17 protein-coding genes are annotated in these 18,295 nt (G+C 36.0%); 12 read left to right on the plus strand and 5 right to left on the minus strand.

Annotated features, from left to right (window positions below):
• Window positions 1-17: 17 nt before the first annotated feature.
• Complete coding sequence (locus FDO66_RS13220) at window positions 18-437, minus strand: HIT family protein (RefSeq protein ID WP_181444572.1); 420 nt, start codon at window positions 435-437, stop codon at window positions 18-20.
• 628 nt (window positions 438-1,065) lie between these two features.
• Here FDO66_RS13220 and FDO66_RS13225 point away from each other — a divergent pair.
• The 3 genes from FDO66_RS13225 (at window position 1,066) to FDO66_RS13235 (ending at window position 3,821) form a co-directional block, all read left to right on the plus strand.
• Window positions 1,066-1,806, plus strand: coding sequence for an ABC transporter ATP-binding protein (locus FDO66_RS13225; protein WP_141433127.1), 741 nt, complete (start codon window positions 1,066-1,068; stop codon window positions 1,804-1,806).
• A complete protein-coding gene (locus FDO66_RS13230) occupies window positions 1,799-3,010 on the plus strand; it encodes an ABC transporter permease (RefSeq protein ID WP_141433128.1) in 1,212 nt (403 codons plus the stop codon). The genes FDO66_RS13225 and FDO66_RS13230 overlap by 8 nt, the downstream gene beginning before the upstream one ends.
• Before the next feature lie 91 nt (window positions 3,011-3,101).
• On the plus strand, window positions 3,102-3,821 hold the full coding sequence (locus FDO66_RS13235) for an EcsC family protein (RefSeq protein WP_141433129.1): 720 nt from the start codon (window positions 3,102-3,104) through the stop codon (window positions 3,819-3,821).
• 223 nt (window positions 3,822-4,044) lie between these two features.
• Here the strand turns inward: FDO66_RS13235 and FDO66_RS13240 are convergent, their stop codons facing one another.
• Window positions 4,045-5,244, minus strand: coding sequence for a M20 family metallopeptidase (locus FDO66_RS13240; RefSeq protein ID WP_141433130.1), 1,200 nt, complete (start codon window positions 5,242-5,244; stop codon window positions 4,045-4,047).
• Window positions 5,245-5,509: 265 nt separating this feature from the next.
• On the opposite strand from FDO66_RS13240, the gene FDO66_RS13245 reads away from it, so the two are divergent.
• Entirely contained in the window at window positions 5,510-6,148 is a 639-nt protein-coding gene (locus FDO66_RS13245; RefSeq protein ID WP_141433131.1) for a phosphatase PAP2 family protein, read from the plus strand.
• 63 nt (window positions 6,149-6,211) lie between these two features.
• Here the strand turns inward: FDO66_RS13245 and FDO66_RS13250 are convergent, their stop codons facing one another.
• Both FDO66_RS13250 and FDO66_RS13255 read right to left on the minus strand, forming a co-directional pair.
• Complete coding sequence (locus FDO66_RS13250) at window positions 6,212-7,615, minus strand: hypothetical protein (RefSeq protein WP_141433132.1); 1,404 nt, start codon at window positions 7,613-7,615, stop codon at window positions 6,212-6,214.
• Between the two features lie 162 nt (window positions 7,616-7,777).
• A complete protein-coding gene (locus FDO66_RS13255) occupies window positions 7,778-8,266 on the minus strand; it encodes an antibiotic biosynthesis monooxygenase family protein (protein WP_181444573.1) in 489 nt (162 codons plus the stop codon).
• Window positions 8,267-8,747: 481 nt separating this feature from the next.
• Here FDO66_RS13255 and hemE point away from each other — a divergent pair, with 481 nt between their 5' ends.
• From hemE to FDO66_RS13285, 6 genes are all read left to right on the plus strand, one after another.
• Window positions 8,748-9,791 (plus strand): uroporphyrinogen decarboxylase, encoded by a 1,044-nt coding sequence (gene hemE / locus FDO66_RS13260; RefSeq protein ID WP_141433134.1) that lies wholly within the window; start codon window positions 8,748-8,750, stop codon window positions 9,789-9,791.
• Window positions 9,792-9,879: 88 nt separating this feature from the next.
• Complete coding sequence (gene hemH, locus FDO66_RS13265; protein ID WP_141433135.1) at window positions 9,880-10,830, plus strand: ferrochelatase; 951 nt, start codon at window positions 9,880-9,882, stop codon at window positions 10,828-10,830.
• 15 nt (window positions 10,831-10,845) lie between these two features.
• Complete coding sequence (gene hemY / locus FDO66_RS13270; protein WP_141433136.1) at window positions 10,846-12,291, plus strand: protoporphyrinogen oxidase; 1,446 nt, start codon at window positions 10,846-10,848, stop codon at window positions 12,289-12,291.
• A gap of 287 nt (window positions 12,292-12,578) precedes the next feature.
• Complete coding sequence (locus FDO66_RS13275) at window positions 12,579-14,279, plus strand: MFS transporter (protein WP_141433137.1); 1,701 nt, start codon at window positions 12,579-12,581, stop codon at window positions 14,277-14,279.
• A 177-nt stretch (window positions 14,280-14,456) separates the two neighbouring features.
• On the plus strand, window positions 14,457-15,059 hold the full coding sequence (locus tag FDO66_RS13280) for a TetR/AcrR family transcriptional regulator (protein ID WP_141433138.1): 603 nt from the start codon (window positions 14,457-14,459) through the stop codon (window positions 15,057-15,059).
• A 144-nt stretch (window positions 15,060-15,203) separates the two neighbouring features.
• The gene (locus FDO66_RS13285) at window positions 15,204-15,629 is read left to right on the plus strand and encodes a CotD family spore coat protein (RefSeq protein ID WP_141433139.1); all 426 of its coding nucleotides are present in this window, start codon (window positions 15,204-15,206) and stop codon (window positions 15,627-15,629) included.
• 134 nt (window positions 15,630-15,763) lie between these two features.
• Here FDO66_RS13285 and FDO66_RS13290 read toward each other — a convergent pair whose 3' ends face one another.
• A complete protein-coding gene (locus FDO66_RS13290; protein ID WP_141433140.1) occupies window positions 15,764-16,507 on the minus strand; it encodes an SDR family NAD(P)-dependent oxidoreductase in 744 nt (247 codons plus the stop codon).
• A gap of 119 nt (window positions 16,508-16,626) precedes the next feature.
• Between FDO66_RS13290 and FDO66_RS13295 the strand changes: the two genes are divergently transcribed.
• Window positions 16,627-17,469 carry a LysR family transcriptional regulator gene (locus FDO66_RS13295; RefSeq protein WP_141433141.1) on the plus strand — a complete coding sequence of 281 codons (843 nt, stop codon included), beginning with the start codon at window positions 16,627-16,629 and terminating at the stop codon, window positions 17,467-17,469.
• 191 nt (window positions 17,470-17,660) lie between these two features.
• Window positions 17,661-18,230 (plus strand): TetR/AcrR family transcriptional regulator, encoded by a 570-nt coding sequence (locus tag FDO66_RS13300; protein ID WP_141433142.1) that lies wholly within the window; start codon window positions 17,661-17,663, stop codon window positions 18,228-18,230.
• The last annotated feature ends 65 nt before the right edge of the window (window positions 18,231-18,295 follow it).

Below are 18,295 nucleotides of genomic sequence, written 5' to 3' on the forward strand. Positions count from 1 at the left end.
GCTTCCGCTTTTCTTATTTAGATATTTTCCTTAATGGTTGACGAAATCGTTTGCAGATCCTCAGGAGTATATTCGCTCGTATGAGTTTTCCAAACAGCCCCAAATCCATCACTTTTTCCGTATCGAGGAATGATGTGCATATGGTAATGGAAAACAGACTGTCCCGCAAGTTCACCATTATTGTTTAATAGGTTTAACGCTTCCGGGTTAAAAGCTTTCTTAATACCATTTGCAATTGCAGGGACAACCTCAAATAAATTCTTCGCAATTTCTGGTGTTAATTCAAAAATATTTTCTTTATGTATTTTTGGTATAACGAGCGTATGTCCTTTTGTTACTTGACTTATATCTAAAAAAGCGACCACATGCTCATTTTCAAACACCTTGGCGGAAGGGATTTCTCCATTTGCAATTTTACAAAAAATACAATCACTCACGTTTTGATCCGTCCTTTCAATAAACCTGAATTTTACACTATATTGTATCATACTAGATCATTCGACAAAAGAATTAGAAAAAATGAAGAGGATGACCCAGAATCGTCTGCACGAATTTCTGTGTCATCCTCATTTGAAGGGAAAGCTTCTTATTTTATGCGTTCTTTTTCAGGTTATTTTCTGCGACAAACACCTCATTTATTTAATGAATTGTGTTTATATCGAGACTGATCTTTGTTCAAGCTAACCATCTCCAGATTCTTTATAGTTTTCATCAAACGTATAAAGCAAGGATGATTGTCTTTAATAAACACCTCATTTCAATTGTGAAAGGTTCATCACATGTTACCCATGTGATTAGGTGTAAATAGATCCTTTTTGTGGCTTATCAACACTAATGTGCAATAGAACCATCCCCTTAATTGAACGAATGAAGCTTCTTTTTGAACCCACTTTTCTGATGATTTCACATCAAATTTTTGTGGTGCTCCCCTTCAAAAATTAGAATATCCATCTATACAAAAGATATGCAAATCAAATTAATTTTTTTTGTACCGTTATATTTGTGCCTATTACGTCGATTATTGTTACAATGTTAGTAATTCAATCAGAGAGGACGTTGCAGCTTATGTCTTTGTTAGAAATTAAGAATCTAACAGGTGGTTATACGAGGAGCCCAGTTTTAAAAGATGTATCCTTTCATGTCAATGAAAATGAGCTAGTTGGGCTGATCGGATTAAATGGGGCAGGGAAAAGTACGACAATTAAGCATATTATCGGATTAATGGAGCCTCATCATGGTGAAATTACAATAGGTGGAACTGCTTTTCAAAAGGACAAAAAAGGTTATCGAAGCCAGTTTACTTATATTCCTGAAACGCCGATTCTTTATGATGAATTAACGCTTGAAGAGCATTTAAAAGTGACAGCTATGGCTTATGGATTAGAAGAGGGATTATTTCAAAAAAGAATGAATGATTTATTAAAGGAATTTCGGATGGAGAAAAGATTGAAATGGTTTCCAGCTCATTTTTCAAAGGGAATGAAGCAGAAGGTAATGATCATGTGTGCTTTTCTTGCTCGTCCATCACTTTACATTATTGATGAGCCATTTGTAGGGTTAGATCCGCTTGGGATACAATCTTTGCTAAATTTAATGAAAAATATGAAGGAAGACGGAGCAGGTATTCTTATGTCTACTCATATATTAACAACAGCTGAAAAATACTGTGACCGATTCATTATTTTGCATGAAGGGAAAACGAGAGCTCAAGGGACACTCGACGATTTAAGACAGCAATTTGAAATGCCGCATGCATCACTTGATGAGCTTTATATACAGCTAACAAAGGAAGAATCCAATGTTTAATGATAAAAATTTGTGGAAAGAAAGAGTAAATCGAACAAGAAAAGAGCTCGGAAGCTACCTGCGATACATATTGAATGGACATTTTGTGATTGTAGTTGTTTTTTTATTAGGTACAGCATCCTTTTATTACCAGGCGTGGATAAAAACCTTATCAGCGAATTTTCCAGCGGCTATCTTGCTTGCTTTCTTGCTAGCGTTTTTAATGACTTATAGCCCTGTTTATACTTTTTTTGTTGAAGCTGACTTGATTTTTCTGTTGCCATTAGAGCATAAACTTACGAGCTATATTCGAAGGTCATTATTCATAAGTTTTATCTTACAGGCTTATGTTGTCATGATTGGACTGGCAGTGATGATGCCTATCTACGCACAAGTAAATGAAGCGAAGTTTTCACCTTTTTTCTATTTTTTATTCATTCTTTTCCTCGTGAAATGGTTAAACCTATTTATTAGATGGCATATTCAATACTACGTAGATATACGAGTCCATCGCATCGATATAGCAGTAAGGTATTGCCTAAATTTTAGCCTGCTTTATTTGCTTTTTTCCAATGCCCATCTAGTTTTTATCATAGGATTAATAGGGCTATTAGCTGTGCTTTCCCTATATTTCAAAAATAAATCAATGCATAAAGGCCTTAAGTGGGAGTTTTTAATTGAAGCTGAATCAAGAAGATTAAATGCATTCTATCGTTTAGCGAATCTCTTTACAGATGTGCCGAAGCTGAGAGATCGAGTAAAAAGAAGGAAATGGTTAGATGGATTTATTCAATGGATAACATATCAACAGTATAATACCTATCTTCATCTGTATGTGCGATCCTTTTTTCGAGCAGGGGACTATTTTGGTTTATTTTTACGATTAACTGTAATCGGAATAGCTGCTCTCTATTTTATTTCGTTTGGAGCTGGACAAGTACTATTTGTTATTCTATTTATGTATTTAACTGGATTTCAGCTGTTGCCATTATGGCGGCATTATGATAACAAGGTTTGGATTGAGCTTTATCCTATTGAAAAAACGATCAAGGAAAAATCATTTAAAAAGCTTTTGTCTTTCTTGCTAGTCATCCAAGCTTTTGTACTGTCATGCGTTCTTCTTTTCAAAGGAGACGTGTTATTATCAGTTATATCTCTTCTTTCTGGAGCAGTCTTTACCTATGTATTTGTTTATGTATATCTGCCTAAAAAAATCCGCTCTTGATAAGCGGGTTTTTTTAGATTAGATCGAATGAAACAATTGCCTGCTTCTTTCGTATATACAAATTAAGAAGATTCGTAAAGGTGGTTTCATAATGAATGATTATAAAGTAAAAATACATCATGAAGTTTTAGATTGGAAACGAAAGCTACTAAGGAAATCAAGCTATTTCAATCGAATATCAAGAAGTGTACAAACTAAAGTGAATCAATATATCCCTGAGAAAGCTCATATGGTGATGACTAGTGCCATAAAAAATATGGTTGAAGCTATTTTAAAGGGATCAAATTATATAACCAAGAAGAATCAGGCAAATGAATTTCAAACTTTAGCTGAAAAGGATGCAAAGGTCGTTGAAAAATTAGCTATTTATCGAAAAACGGCAATGCTGGAGGGAGCAGGGACAGGAGCAGGAGGTTTTTTATTAGGATTAGCTGATTTTCCACTTTTGCTCTCGATTAAGATTAAATTTCTATTTGAGATGGCTTCTGTATATGGTTTTGATACGAACAAATATGAAGAGCGAATTTTTATTTTACAAATCTTTCATTTAGCCTTTTCAAGTGAGAAGAAAAGAAATGAAATAATTGATACTATTGAGAACTGGGAGAGCGAAAAGAAAAAGCTTGTACAAATGGATTGGAGAGAATTTCAACAAGAATATCGAGATTATATTGATTTGATCAAAATGTTTCAGCTTGTTCCGGGGGTAGGGGCAATGGTTGGTGCTTATGCCAATTATCGCTTCTTGGACCATTTAGGCGAAACAGCCATGAATTGCTACCGTTTAAGATTATTAACAGCAGCCCCATAGAATTGACGGATGCTGTTAATTATGGCCTTTCTTCTAATTTATAGGTTTAGTTAAAGAGTATTGTTGATAAAAGCGATTTTTGAATCATTCGTGTGAAACATCGTTTCACACGCCTTGAAGCATAGCTTCAAGGTAGCAGGATCTTTATGAACCGCTAGGAGCAAGCGAGCTTACTACTAGCGGTTCATAAAGATCCTGCTAAATGATTCAAAAATCAACAGTGTTATTTTGCAGCTGTTTCTTGATATTCTTTTACACTTGAGTGATATTGCACCGCAACTGAACAAAGAGTTTTTGCTGCTATTAGCATGGATTTTTCATCAATATCAAATTTAGGATGATGATGAGGATAAGCCTTTGAAGGGTCTTCAGGCCTTGCTCCAGTGAAGAAAAAACTTCCTTTTATATGCTGCAAGTAGTAAGCGAAATCCTCCGCAGCCATTTCAGGCTCTGATTCTTGAACCATAGCAAATCCATCCTTTTTCGCACATTCAGCTAAGAATTCCGTTTCTTTTTCATGATTTACTACTGCTGGATAGCCTTTTGTGTATTGGAAGTCGTAAGTACTATCAGATGTATAACAGGTCCCTTTTGTTACTCTTTCTAATTCTTCGGAAATAAGATTTTGAATGTCTTCATTGAAAGTTCTTACCGTTCCGCCAATTCGAGCACGATCCGCAATCACATTAAAGGCATTATCCGAAATAAAGGATCCCACAGATACAACGCCAGATTCAAGAGGATTCACTTTACGGCTCACAATTTGTTGTAAGTTGACGACTAGCTGGGAGGCTGTGACAATGGCATCCTTTGTTTTATGTGGCTGCGAGCCATGCCCGCCATGTCCTTGAATCGTAATTTGAAAGCGATCACCAGCTGCCATAATCGGTCCCACTCGATGAGCAACTGTTCCAGTTGGCAAGCTTGTCCAAAGATGAGTCCCATAAATAACGTCAACTCCTTCTAAGCAGCCATCTTGAATCATCTGTAAGGCTCCACCCCCGCCTTCTTCTGCATGCTGATGGATCATAACATAGGTACCTTCCAACTGTTCTCTGTTTTCATATAGCGTTTTAGCAAGTACAAGCAATGTGGCTGTATGTCCATCATGTCCGCATGCATGCATAACGCCTGGGACTTTTGATTTATAGGGTACGTCCTTTTCATCCTGTATCGGTAACGCATCAAAATCTGCGCGAAGAGCAACTGTTTTTCCTGGCTTTCCGCCATAGATTTTAGCGACCACTCCATTTCCGCCAACTTGGCTTCTAACCTCTACGCCTAATTGTGTATAGAAATCTTTTATGTACTTGGCTGTTTGATATTCTTGGTTTGACAATTCTGGATGCTGATGTAAATACCTTCGAATAGAGACCATTTCTTCATAATAGCGATTAAGTGTATTGAATAATTGATCAAGCATGTTAACCCACCTTTAAAAAAATTTGAAAATAAAACTAATTAAAGTTATAGTAATGTCTAGCTAAAGTCCTAATGTTAAGATATAGCTAGAAAAAGAAACCCATTTTTGACGAAAAATGAAGTTCGTTTGGGAAAATAAAGGTTGATTTTTCTGAATTGTTTACTTTATTTAAACATTATACCATTTATTTGATGGATGATAGGGGAAATTTTCTAAAGACAAGAAAAATAGAATAATATTTTTAATGCTAGTTGGAGGAAAGAGAATGAGGATTCGCAATTCAAAAATAGCTTATGTATTCGTAACAGCTGCTTTTATTTGTTCCATATATTTAATTATTGCTTTGAAAAATGGTAACTCAATTCCTTTTGACCGAGAAATTTCTTCTTTTTTTATGAATGTAATTCATGACTCAACTTACCCAGTTTTTCATTTTATTACAGGTTTTGGAGATAAAATGGGGATAGGGATTATGGCATTATTTGTTATCGCATGGTTATGGGTGAAAAAAAGAGATTATACGGGAATATCGATTTTTGTTCTTGCAGTTGCTATCGGAAATGAATTTAACGAATGGATAAAGGAAGCAGTCGGTCGACCACGGCCACATTTTGAGCATCTTGTTGATGTTAAAACATTAAGTTTTCCTAGTGGACATGCTATGGTGGGCTTAATATTGTACATGCTTACAGCCTATTTCCTTATCAATGAACTATCAACAAAGAAAGGGAAATGGATAGTAGGTATAGTTGCTATTGTTGTTATTTTTTTAATAGGAATTAGTCGGATTGCCCTTCAAGTTCACTACCCTTCAGATGTATTTGGAGGATATGCGTTAGGCTTTATTTGGACATTCCTATGGATTTCAATCTATGAAAAGTTGAAAAGACGAAAAAATAAGTAAAAATATGGACTTAAGTAAAGTACGTGGCACCTAAGAGCTTTGTAAAGGTGCCACGTACTTTGTTTATAAGAGAAAGATAGCAACAATGGTTGTGACAGCTAATCCGATGGTAACAGGGAGAAGATTTCGTCTAGCAAGCTCGAATGGATCTACATTACAAATGGCAGCTGCAGGTATTAAAGCCCAAGGGACCAGTGTGCCGCCGCCAACCCAAATAGCGGCAATTTGCCCTAATGCGGTTAAGGTAGAGATGCCAGATCCGATCGCTGTTCCAAATAAATGAGCAATGGATCCTGCTAAAGAAATTCCTGAAAACCCTGATCCATCTAATCCTGTGATCACTCCGACAGCTGTCAGAGTAATTGCACTAATTTCTTCTGTAATCGGAACAAAGTTTGCAAGGGCTACCCCTAGATCATTAACGATCCCTTGAGAATGCTTAGGGAGGAAATCTCCGATAATCGTAGTAAATCCTGAATCCCCCAAGTAAAAATAAGCAGCAATTGGAATAACAGGTCCAAATACTTTAAATCCAAATTGAAAACCTTCAATAAGATAGCTCGTTACCTTCTCAATGCCATTATTCTTATAGCTGATCAATGTAATGAATAGAAGAATCAAAATAGAAGTGCCGCCTACTAGCGCAGTCGCATCACTACCTTGCAGTTGAAGAGTATACATTGCAGCAACATCCACTGCAAATAAGACTGGGACAAGGATAGCAAAGAATTTTTTTTGAGATTTGGATAATAACAATGATTGTTCTTCAGAAATTTTCTCCAATTTATTATTTATCGCCTCATTTTTGTCAATTAATAAACGACCTTTTTTCATATCTCTTCTAAGAAAATAAAAAGCGGTGATTGTTGTCACAGCCCCCATGACCACAACGAGCGGTATACTCGCATGAATGACCTCATTGACAGCTATGCCTGCAGCATCAGCTGTTAGCTTCGGTGCGGCTTGAATCACATAATCACCTGAAAGTGCGATTCCATGTCCGAATAAATTCATGGCCATTGCTACGCCAAGGGCGGGTAAGCCGACACGGAGGGCAACGGGAAGTAATACAGCTCCTAATAGAGCAACAGCAGGAGAAGGCCAAAAAAACCATGAAATGGTCATCATTAAGATTCCAATGATCCAATAGGCTAAAGTTGGGGTACGAATGAGTTTAGAAAAAGGAGAAATCATAACTTCATTGATTCCTGTGGTTGTCAGTACTTTACTCATCGCCACAATGATGGATATAACGAGGATGGTAGAAAGAAGCTCTGTAATCGCATAAATAAAGCTAGTAAATATACTGATCACAGAAGTGCTTATTGATCCGGTTGCTGTAATAGCAATTAAAAATATCCCAACGATGCAAACGAGCGTCGTATCTCTTCTAAAAATCATAAATCCGATTATAAAAGCAATAAAAAGAACGTAAATCCAGTGGATAGCAGTTAATTCAATTCCCATAATAGCTTTCCTCCTTCATATGGTGCATATATCATGAATCAAGCAGTACAGGGCTAATGTCTAACTTGAAACGTAATACAGAATATGTGTGAAGGAAAAACTTTGTGAAAGGCACTATTGTGAGGTAGGGCAATCACTTGTCAAATTATTTCTTTCCTCATATTAACTTTCCATCGATATGACATATTCATGGATATAAGACTCCTGAAGAAAAGTGCTTGCCTTTGTTTGGTCGAAAAATATGTCAAATTTGCTTGCTTTTTTCCAATCAGAATAAGCATGTTGATTTTCCCAAATGGATAAGAAAATATACGTATTTGATGAAAGGGGACGAAGCAATCTTAACGCAATTAAGCCACATTCTTTTTTTATAAGCTCTATTTTTTTCTTATTATCATATTCAAAAATTGGACGTCCTTCCTCTGTAACGGGTATGTGATTCATCGCTGCAAAACCTGATTTAACTGTAAGCTCACCGATTGAAGAAATAGCTTCATATTTTCTTGGGGCTTTTAAATCCGTTTTTTTGTCCGTTTCCTGAAGTAAAAGAGCGTGATCTTCGTTTTCCATGAGGAGCCATGCTGATTCCTTATGCTTTTTTATAATTTTCTCTAGATATTGATAAGTTCCACTTGTGATATAAAGGTTCATCATTATCCCTCCGTTTATTTAGCAGTCTCATAAGATAAATTCCCTTCCTTGATATCATAAACCATTTTCTTGCAAATAGTTTTCCATAACCAGGGGATATTAATATAGAATAAAACGATAAAAAACGTCAATTTCATGACAATTCCCGAGGTTATCTATACAAAGATAGTGAAAAAGCTTATATTAATTACAATCAAACAATTAATATCATATTACCTGTTTCTCATTTTTTTACAGATAAGTAAAGAAGTTTTCTGAAGTTCGACGGATATCTAGCTTCAGGGCTGATCAAGGCGCTTGCGCTTTTCTTATGTATAGCTCCAGCTCCTAGCCCTTGTGAAAAATAACCCTTTGTCTCTAAAAGTAAAAAACACTTTTTGAGCCAAATGAACATTTTTCTTCAGGGCTGATCAAGGCGCTTGCGCTTTTCTTTGTTTATAATACAATGATTAACAGACACGTCTTTGAAAGGTGGATGTTAATGACGAAAGAGATAAATCAAACATTTATTCAAGCTGCAAGAGGGAAAGGGACAGCATATGTTCCTGTCTGGTATATGCGGCAAGCAGGTCGATCTCAACCAGAATATCGTGCAATTAAAGAAAAGTATTCTCTTTTTGAAATCACTCATCAGCCTGAACTTTGCGCATATGTGACAAAACTGCCTGTTGACCAATACAATGTTGATGCAGCTATTTTATATAAAGATATTATGACACCGCTTCCTGCAATAGGCGTGAATGTAGAAATAAAACCGGGCATTGGTCCTGTTATTTCAAATCCTATTCGTACATTTCTCGATGTTGAAAAGCTTGGTGAAATTAATCCTGAAAAGGATGTTCCCTTTGTCCTTGATACAATTAAACTATTAACGCAGGAACAGCTTTCTGTTCCCTTAATTGGTTTTTCAGGTGCGCCCTTTACACTTGCCAGCTATATGATTGAAGGAGGGCCATCGAAAAATTATCATTATACGAAGGCCTTTATGTACTCAGAGCCGAAAGCTTGGTTTGCTTTAATGGACAAGCTGGGTGATATGACCATTACATATGTCAAAGCTCAAATAAAAGCTGGTGTGAAAGCTATTCAAATTTTTGATTCTTGGGTGGGTGCATTAAATGTTGATGATTATCGCTATTATATCAAGCCAGTCATGAATCGGATTTTTACGACATTGAAGGAAGAGAACGTTCCTTTCATTATGTTTGGAGTAGGTGCGAGTCATCTTGCTTTAGAATGGAATGATCTTCCTATTGATGTCGTTGGTTTAGATTGGCGTCTTCCTATTCAAGAAGCAAGAAAATTAGGGATTAAAAAACCGGTACAAGGAAACCTAGATCCATCTATTTTATTAGCATCATGGGACATCATTGAAGAAAAAACGCGTGCGATCTTGGATCAAGGGATGAAAAATCCAGGCTATATTTTTAATCTTGGACATGGGGTTTTCCCAGAAGTAAACCCAGCGACACTAAAAAAATTGACCGCCTTTATTCATGAATATTCTGCTTCAAAACTAAGTTAATGAACTTTTCTAAAAAAGTGTAAGTTTTGCCTTAGCTTCTTTAGGCACGTATGCTTTTATGATTTGAGTGTAAGGGGTGTTAATTTTAATGAAGAAAAAGAAAATGGGTCTCCTAGTAATGGCCTACGGAACCCCATATAAAGAAGAGGATTTAGAGAGATATTACACGCATATACGTAGAGGAAGAAAGCCTTCAGAAGAAATGGTTGAGGAACTTAGAGGAAGATACCAAGCAATTGGAGGAATTTCTCCACTTGCAAAAATAACATTAGAGCAAGCGAAAAAGCTCGAGGAATATTTAAATTCCACTCAAGATGAGATATGCTTTCAAATGTATCTTGGCCTTAAGCATATAGAACCTTTTGTTGAAGATGCAGTTGCGAAAATGCATGAGGATGGGATTACAGAAGCAGTAAGTATTGTACTTGCTCCTCATTTTTCTACATTTAGTATTAAATCCTATAATGAACGTGCGAAGGAAGCAGCAAAAAAACTAGGTGGACCTGCTATTTCATCCGTTGAAAGCTGGTATAAAGAGCCAAATTTTATTCAATATTGGGTTGAACAAATTCAAAAAACGTATAAACAATTGCCGATTGACGAAAAGGATCATTCAATTTTTATTTTTTCAGCACATAGCTTACCAGAAAAAATATTACTTGCAGGCGATCCATATCCTGATCAACTAAAAGAAACGGCTGATTTGATTTCCAAACAAGCTGGTATTACTCAATATACAGTTGGCTGGCAAAGTGCAGGAAATACACCTGAGCCATGGCTAGGTCCAGATGTACAAGATTTGACTCGTCAATTGTTTAATGAAAAAAAATACAGAGCATTCATTTATTTACCTGTGGGGTTTGTTTCAAATCATCTTGAGGTCCTCTATGATAATGATTATGAATGTAAGCTTATTACTGATGAATTGGGCGCAAGTTATTACAGACCTGATATGCCAAATACGCATCCTTTATTTATTGAAGCTCTAGCGACAGTTGTGTTAGAAAAATCCGCATTAACAATCGGAAACCACATGTAAAGAAGGCGATAAAGAATGGGAGCAAAAAAGAGTAAAGTCGTCATAATAGGTGGAGGGATTACAGGATTATCGACAGCCTATTATCTACAAAAGCATGCTCGTGAAAATCAATGGCCAATTGAAGTCACTCTTGTTGAGGCATCACATCGGCTTGGCGGTAAAATCCAAACGATTGTGAAAGATGGATATGTCATAGAAAAAGGTCCAGATTCTTTTTTAGCCAGAAAGCAAAGTGCGAGCCGTCTTGCTAAAGAGGTTGGAATGTCAGATCACCTTGTTCATAATGCATCAGGGCAATCGTTCGTGCTTGTCAATGAACGTCTTTTTCCGATGCCTGGAGGCTCTATTATGGGCATTCCAACACAAATTGCTCCTTTTGTGACAACAGGTTTGTTTTCTGCAGTTGGAAAATTAAGAGCTGCTGCTGATTTTATTTTACCTCGTTCAAATGCCGTACAAGATCAATCATTAGGGCAGTTTTTTCGCAGGCGATTAGGAAATGAAGTCGTTGAAAACTTGATTGAACCACTATTGTCTGGAATTTATGCTGGTGATATTGATCAATTAAGTTTAATGTCTACGTTTCCGCAATTTTATCAGGTTGAGCAAAAATATCGCAGTTTAATCTTGGGAATGAAGCAGGCTTCAAACGCTGCACCTAATAAAGAAAAGAAAACAGAAAAGAAGAGTAATGGCCTTTTTTTAACTTTTAATACAGGTCTTTCATCCTTTGTAGATGCAATTGAAAGTAGTTTAGAAGCATCTTCTGTATTAAAGGGCTTTCGGGTTGAAGATATTAAAAAACAGGAAACTGGCTATCAAGTCGATTTAAATGGGGGAGAGTCTTTATTTGCTGATAGTATTGTGATGGCGGTTCCCCATCAAGTCACTCAATCCCTTTTTTCAAAATATGAACTTTTTGATTGCTTAAAGGACATGCCTTCTACATCCGTCGCAACTGTGGCACTAGCGTTTGATCAAAAAGCAATTAAGAAGGATATCAATGGGACAGGCTTTGTTGTTTCCAGAAATAGTGATTATACGATTACAGCCTGTACTTGGACGCATAAAAAGTGGCCACATACGACTCCAGACGGAAAAGTATTATTGCGTTGCTATATTGGAAGGTCTGGGGATCAAACCGTTGTTGACCTTTCAGATGATCAGATTGTTAAAATAGTACTAGAGGATTTAAACCGAACAATGGATATATCAATGGATCCGGAGTTTGTTATTATATCAAGATGGAATGATTCAATGCCGCAATATACGGTTGGACATAAGCAAAGGATTGAAATGATTAAAGCTAGAGTGAAAGAGGAATTGCCAGGCATTATTTTAGCAGGAAGCTCTTATGAAGGGCTCGGTTTACCTGATTGTATTGATCAGGGAGAATCGGCGGTTAAAGAAGCTTTTACTTATTTAAATTATCAAAGCAATGCAGTGAATCAAGCTGTCTAAGGATATTATGGATAATTTAATATCAATTGTAAAAAAGATTGAAAGTCCTGTATTTATAAAAATGCAGGACTTTTATTTTATCCATTTAAACACAGTTAGGCTATTTAGTCATTGTAAAAAGCACCTTTAAAGGGGTCTATCATTATTTAATTTAGATTCCATTCATATGAATCGATTTTTATTATATCTCGAAAACTTTATATAAAAATGTAACCAATCGATTGCTTTCATTATCTGGATACGATATAATGCAATCGAATGATTACATTTTTGGAGGTTGATGGATTTTGGTAGGAAATAATCATAAGAGTTTTTGGACTATTATTGCCGCAGGATTAGGTTATTTTATGGCTTTACTAGACACTACAATTGTAAATGTATCATTGCCAAAAATAACAGAGTATTATGGAACAACAATGGATCAGATATCTTGGATAGTGGATGCCTATAATTTGACATTTGGAATTGTTCTTTTAACAGCTGTACGCTTAGCTGATCAATTTGGTCGAAAAAAATTATTTCAAATCGGGTTAGTCCTATTTACAGTTTCATCCTTACTATGTGGATTCTCACAAACGGTTGAGATTCTTATCGTTTTTCGAACCTTGCAAGGATTAGCTGCAGCGATCATTGTACCTGTAAGTGTACCAATGGTAATCGTGCAGATGTCTTCAGAAAAGGTAGGTAGCGTGACAGCATTATTTGGTTTAATGGCAGGTGTGGCAGCAGCTCTAGGACCGACATTAGGAGGAATACTATCAGAAAATTTTTCTTGGCAATGGATATTTTGGATTAATATTCCTATCGGTGTGTTAGCCATTTTACTCGTTAAATCCATCATACGAGAATCCTATGACCCTACGGCATCAAAATCGATCGATTGGGGCGGAATCATCACCTTAAGTGTTTCTTTATTCTCTTTAATTTATGGTTTGTTACAAATTAAAGAATCTGGAGGGACTTCAACGATCGTGTTAATATGCTTTGGGAGTACGATTGTAGCAGGTATTCTGTTCATATTCTTTGAAAAGAAAAGTCGTCAACCAATGCTCCCACTTTATTTATTTAAAAATTTGGCTTTTACAAGTGGGAATTTTGCGACTGTATTTTTAGGTATTGGGATGATGAGTGTTTATTTTCTTATGGCCTTTTACTTAACGACTGTGAATGAGATGAGTCAAATGCATGCTGGACTTGTATTGAGTTCAGCATCGATCGCAACAATGCTAATCACACCGATCGCATCCAAAGCATACAAATGGGGAACGAAATGGTTAGGGGTCATTGGCTTTATCCTTTTCGGAATAGGTGCCTATCTATTAGGGAATATACCGTTAGATTCTTCCATATGGGTTAGAGTCGGAAATTTAATGGTAGTTGGAATTGGATCTGGACTAATCTTCAGCCCATTATCCATTTCACTAATTATGCAAGTACCAGTAGAAAAGGCAGGGATTTCCTCCGGTTTATTCCAAGCTAGTCGTGCAATCGGTACAGCAGTAGGAGTAGCGATTTTAGTCTTATTATTACAGCACACGATCCAAGACGAATGGAAATTAGCGAAACATGAGGTAATCGTAAAAATAGAAAAAAGTACATTAACGGAGGAAAGTAAGCAGCAAATGATTCATAAGATAAATGATATAAAAGATATCAGTCATCAGCAACCATCGAAGTCAATGTCTTTAAAGGACATCTTAGCAAGGATCGATAAGCAGGAAAAAAAGACTTTACAGACATCTCCTCAAGGAATGCACGATGAGATAAAAATGGGATTCTTTAATGATAAAAAAGAAATGAAACAATTATTTCCTAAACTAGAAGATACAATAAAAAATCATTTGTCTTCAGCTTTTAGTTCAGTATTTCATCTTGGCTCCATTTCCTTATTTATAGGAATGATTTTTGCTTATTTTAATGGAATTACTGCCAATGAAATGAAGCAGGAAATTAGTAAAAGAAATTTTAGCGTTGGTGTGGAACAATAGTGTCAATGATTTTATAAAATGCTCATGTTTTGTAGATAGTACCATATATTGTAGAGTTCATTGATAATGGAGATGAGATCTGACCGATTTTATAGTTAAGGCAATCAGTTGCTTACACAGCCTTTATTTCGATATAATGTGGTCAATTAGATGGTTATATTGAAAGAGGGATTCTAGTTGGGCAAAAAGGAAACGCGAGAGAAGATATTACAAACAGCTTTACAATTATTTGGTGAAAAGGGATATGCAGGTACATCAACTCGAGAAATTGCAGAAGGGGCTGGTGTGAATCATTTAACTCTTTTTCGTCATTTTGGAAATAAAGAAAATTTATTTAGAGAAAGTGTAATTATGCATAAAACTGATAGAGATTATTTTCCAAAAGTAGAAGGTCAGTTCTCAGGAGATATTGAGCATGATCTGAAAATTCTAGCTCATGCCTATTTTAAGGAGAATCTCCCTTTAAAAGAAGTAATTTGGATAAATATACGTGAAATGTATCAAAATCAGGATTTTGAAAAACTATTTTTTGAGTATCCGAATAATCTCTATCATCACCTTGAGAATTACTTAATAGAGCTACATGAGCAAGGGAAAATTCCTAAAGCCAATTTTAATAATATTGCCAATATGTTTTACTCTACACTTAATTCGATCCTTATTTTTCAAATGACGCTTCCTTATATGAATCAACATATTAATCCGAATCTCGATGAATTAACCACGGAAATTGCTCACGTATATGCAATGGGATTGCTGCATCCACGAAAAGATTCATAGGTTTTGTGTGCTAGCCGTCATCTGACATACGTTAAAGGATTTTTTTTGAAATGGCATTGGCAAAATAGGTGTTTCGTTTAGTACATGCACACCTTCTTTCTCATATAGTATAACTGTAGCAAATATAAGAAAGGAGGTAATTGTATGTATTGTAGACCAAGACCTACACAAGTATTGCCAGCTGTTGTTCATCCTACTAAATGCTGTGTTCAGCACACTTATAAAAATGTCGTTCAGCCAAATATATATCCAACACACACAACAAATGTTCAACACACAAATATTGTAAAACAAAATTATTTTCCACAAACTCAATCTTTTGTAGATCAAGTATCAACCCAAGAAGTGAATATGGGTCCAGGCCCATTCCCAGGATATGGACCGGGGCCAGGAGTGGCAGGAGCTTCAATGCCAGGTTATGGTCCAGGACCAGGAGTGGCAGGAGCTTCAATGCCAGGATATGGCCCAGGATCAGGAGTGGCAGGAGCTGCAACGCCAGGCTATAAACCAGGAACAGGAGTAGCAGGAGCTGCAACTCCAGGACCTAAGGGATCTTATCGCTACCGTTAATGGAATTGATTAGCTTTATAAAGGCGAATATGGAGGGGCTGTCTCAATAGCCCATGTTAATAAAGGAACCCACGGTGAAAGTGAAATTTTCTCCGTGGGTTATTTTTGCTTGGAATCGTTTTTTTACTTGCTTTTTACGAAAGTGACTGTCCATTATCAATGGTAAAGACTTGTCCTGTAATCGAATCTTGAGTCATTTGAAACACAATGGCTTCTGCAATCTCATCAGGTGTCGAAATTCTTTTAAGTGGTACATTACCTGCAAGCTGATACATCTTTTCTTGATGATCTGCCCACCATCTTGTATTTACTGCCCCAGGAGAAATACTATTGACTCTGATGTCAGGAGCTAATGCAATAGCTAAAGATTTGGTCATCGTATGAATGGCCGATTTTGTTGCAGCATATGGAATCGAAGAGCCTATGCCCGTAAGTCCTGCAATACTGCCCAAATTAATGATCACTCCAGATTGATGCTTCTTCATATAAGGGATAACAGCCTTAACACAATGGAACATTCCTTTCACATTTACGTTAAAAAGCGTATCCCATACTTCATCAGTAACAGATTCCAAGTCCTCCATTGGTATTTGAGCAGTTATACTTGCATTATTTACTAAACCATCCACTATACCAAATGTTTGGACAGTTTGTACCACCATTTGATCCACTTCATTTTTTATTGACACATCTGCTTTAATAGCTAGTGCTGTTCCTCCTTGTTGCGTAATTTCCTCAACTACTTGTAATGCTTCTTTATTTGAACGACTATAATTTAATACGACCTTTGCTCCTGCATCTGCTAATTTTAATGCGGTTGCTTTTCCAATTCCAGTTCCGCCGCCTGTAATAATCACTACTTTATCCTTTAACTTCATTATGACTTCTCCCTTTACTTTATTTGACACATTTATTGTATCCTCTGTTTCTTAAGAGGTATAATACAGAATAATAAGGTAGATATCATTTTAAATGATACCAAAGGAGTAGAACATTATTGGAAAGTCATGATTTATGGATTTTTAAACATGTAGCAGAACTCCAATCAATTTCCAAAGCTGCTGAAAGGTTGGGCTATGTACAGCCTAATATCACGCAAAGGATTAAAGGATTAGAGGATGAACTCAGTGTCAAATTATTTACACGTAATAATAGAGGGGTAACCCTAACCGAACATGGGGAAATTCTATTGGAGTATACAAACCAAATTATCATGCTAATGGATGAAGTGAAAGCTAAGATTAGCCCTAATCAGGGGAAAGAAACTTTAACGATTGGTGCAAGTCAAACTATTTCAGCTGTTAAAGTTCCTCAACTTTTTTCCTCATTTTTAAAAACAAATAAAGATGTGAATGTAAAAATAAGAACAAATGATAACCGAAAACTGCAAGAAATGCTGTCTTATGGGGAACTCGATGGGATTTTTTTAAGCGGGTCGTATAATCCTGCAATATTTGAATCCGTTTATCATTATTTTGAATCCATGATCCTCATTTCTCCGATAACTATAAAAATGATGAAGATAAAGGATGCCACTTTACTTGTTAATAGTGATAAGAGTTGTGTTTATAGAAATACATTAATAGACTTATGGAAGAAAAATATTTTTTATGAGCCTTCGATCATGGAATTTGATTCACTTGAATCAATTCTGCAGGCTGTTCAGGAGGGACTTGGAGTCAGTATACTTCCAAGCGATGTCATCCATAATCGAAAACAGATGAAAACAATGCATTTTCAAGAATTACAAGATAAAATAAAGATTGATTTTGTGATTAGACATAGAAAACAGCAGCCACATCGTTTAAAAAAATTCATTCTCTTTTTGCATAATCAATGATAAATGAATTTTACCACAAAATATTTCCAGTTATCCATGAGTGTTTAAAGCGTAACGGTACAGAATTCATAGGAAGGAGCAAAGTATACTGTCTTTTATATTGTAAATTTTAACGGAGTATGATATATTTCGAATATAGAAAAATGACCAAAATACTAAATTGGTCATTTTGTTCAGGAGGCGTTCAGAATATGGCTGACCGAAAGCAGCAGATTATAGAAGCTGCAGCAAAGTCTTTTTCTCTATTTGGCTATAAAGCGACAACGATGGATCAAGTTGCAAAGCTAGCGAATGTCGGTAAAGGGACGATATACACTTTTTTTAATAACAAAGAAGAATTGTTTGCTGAAATCATTCACTCTGTCATACAAGAAATGAAGGTAGTTGCAGAGGAAGCTTTTCAAGCTAACTTGCCTTTTCATGAAAGAATTCATGCTGTATTATTTCAAATACTTGAATTTCGTAAAAAGCATCAATTAATGATAAAGCTTTTTCAAGAGCAAAAAGAGATGGGTACTCCTGCTGTGCGGGAGGTACTCGAACAAGTAGAGAATGTAATTTTGAATTATATGAAGGATAAAATTATTATAGCAGTTGAGAATGGCGAGGTTCGAAAATGCGATCCAGAATTAACAGCATTTGTTATGTTAAAGCTGTATACATCTCTTATTTTTGAGTGGGAAAAGAATCATCCTCCATTAACGAAGGAACAGATTGCTTCCTTGTTTGAGCAATATATCTTTATAGGGTTATCCACTTAGATAGTCCTTCTTTTTTTAGATTAAATGACCAAATGAACAAATTAGTCAATTGTATAGAAAGGGTG

This window comes from Bacillus sp. 03113, from assembly GCF_006546985.1.
Taxonomy (GTDB): Bacteria; Bacillota; Bacilli; order Bacillales; family Cytobacillaceae; genus VATK01.

What these genes read in the sequence shown, in the direction of transcription:
- FDO66_RS13290 (WP_141433140.1), bottom strand. Translation starts at nt 16,507, where the DNA reads ATGAAGTTAAAGGATAAAGTAGTGATTATTACAGGCGGCGGAACTGGA.
- hemH (WP_141433135.1), top strand. Translation starts at nt 9,880, where the DNA reads ATGAAGAAAAAGAAAATGGGTCTCCTAGTAATGGCCTACGGAACCCCA.
- FDO66_RS13300 (WP_141433142.1), top strand. Translation starts at nt 17,661, where the DNA reads ATGGCTGACCGAAAGCAGCAGATTATAGAAGCTGCAGCAAAGTCTTTT.
- FDO66_RS13240 (WP_141433130.1), bottom strand. Translation starts at nt 5,244, where the DNA reads ATGCTTGATCAATTATTCAATACACTTAATCGCTATTATGAAGAAATG.
- FDO66_RS13245 (WP_141433131.1), top strand. Translation starts at nt 5,510, where the DNA reads ATGAGGATTCGCAATTCAAAAATAGCTTATGTATTCGTAACAGCTGCT.
- hemE (WP_141433134.1), top strand. Translation starts at nt 8,748, where the DNA reads ATGACGAAAGAGATAAATCAAACATTTATTCAAGCTGCAAGAGGGAAA.
- FDO66_RS13235 (WP_141433129.1), top strand. Translation starts at nt 3,102, where the DNA reads ATGAATGATTATAAAGTAAAAATACATCATGAAGTTTTAGATTGGAAA.
- hemY (WP_141433136.1), top strand. Translation starts at nt 10,846, where the DNA reads ATGGGAGCAAAAAAGAGTAAAGTCGTCATAATAGGTGGAGGGATTACA.
- FDO66_RS13255 (WP_181444573.1), bottom strand. Translation starts at nt 8,266, where the DNA reads ATGAACCTTTATATCACAAGTGGAACTTATCAATATCTAGAGAAAATT.
- FDO66_RS13225 (WP_141433127.1), top strand. Translation starts at nt 1,066, where the DNA reads ATGTCTTTGTTAGAAATTAAGAATCTAACAGGTGGTTATACGAGGAGC.
- FDO66_RS13250 (WP_141433132.1), bottom strand. Translation starts at nt 7,615, where the DNA reads ATGGGAATTGAATTAACTGCTATCCACTGGATTTACGTTCTTTTTATT.
- FDO66_RS13285 (WP_141433139.1), top strand. Translation starts at nt 15,204, where the DNA reads ATGTATTGTAGACCAAGACCTACACAAGTATTGCCAGCTGTTGTTCAT.
- FDO66_RS13230 (WP_141433128.1), top strand. Translation starts at nt 1,799, where the DNA reads ATGTTTAATGATAAAAATTTGTGGAAAGAAAGAGTAAATCGAACAAGA.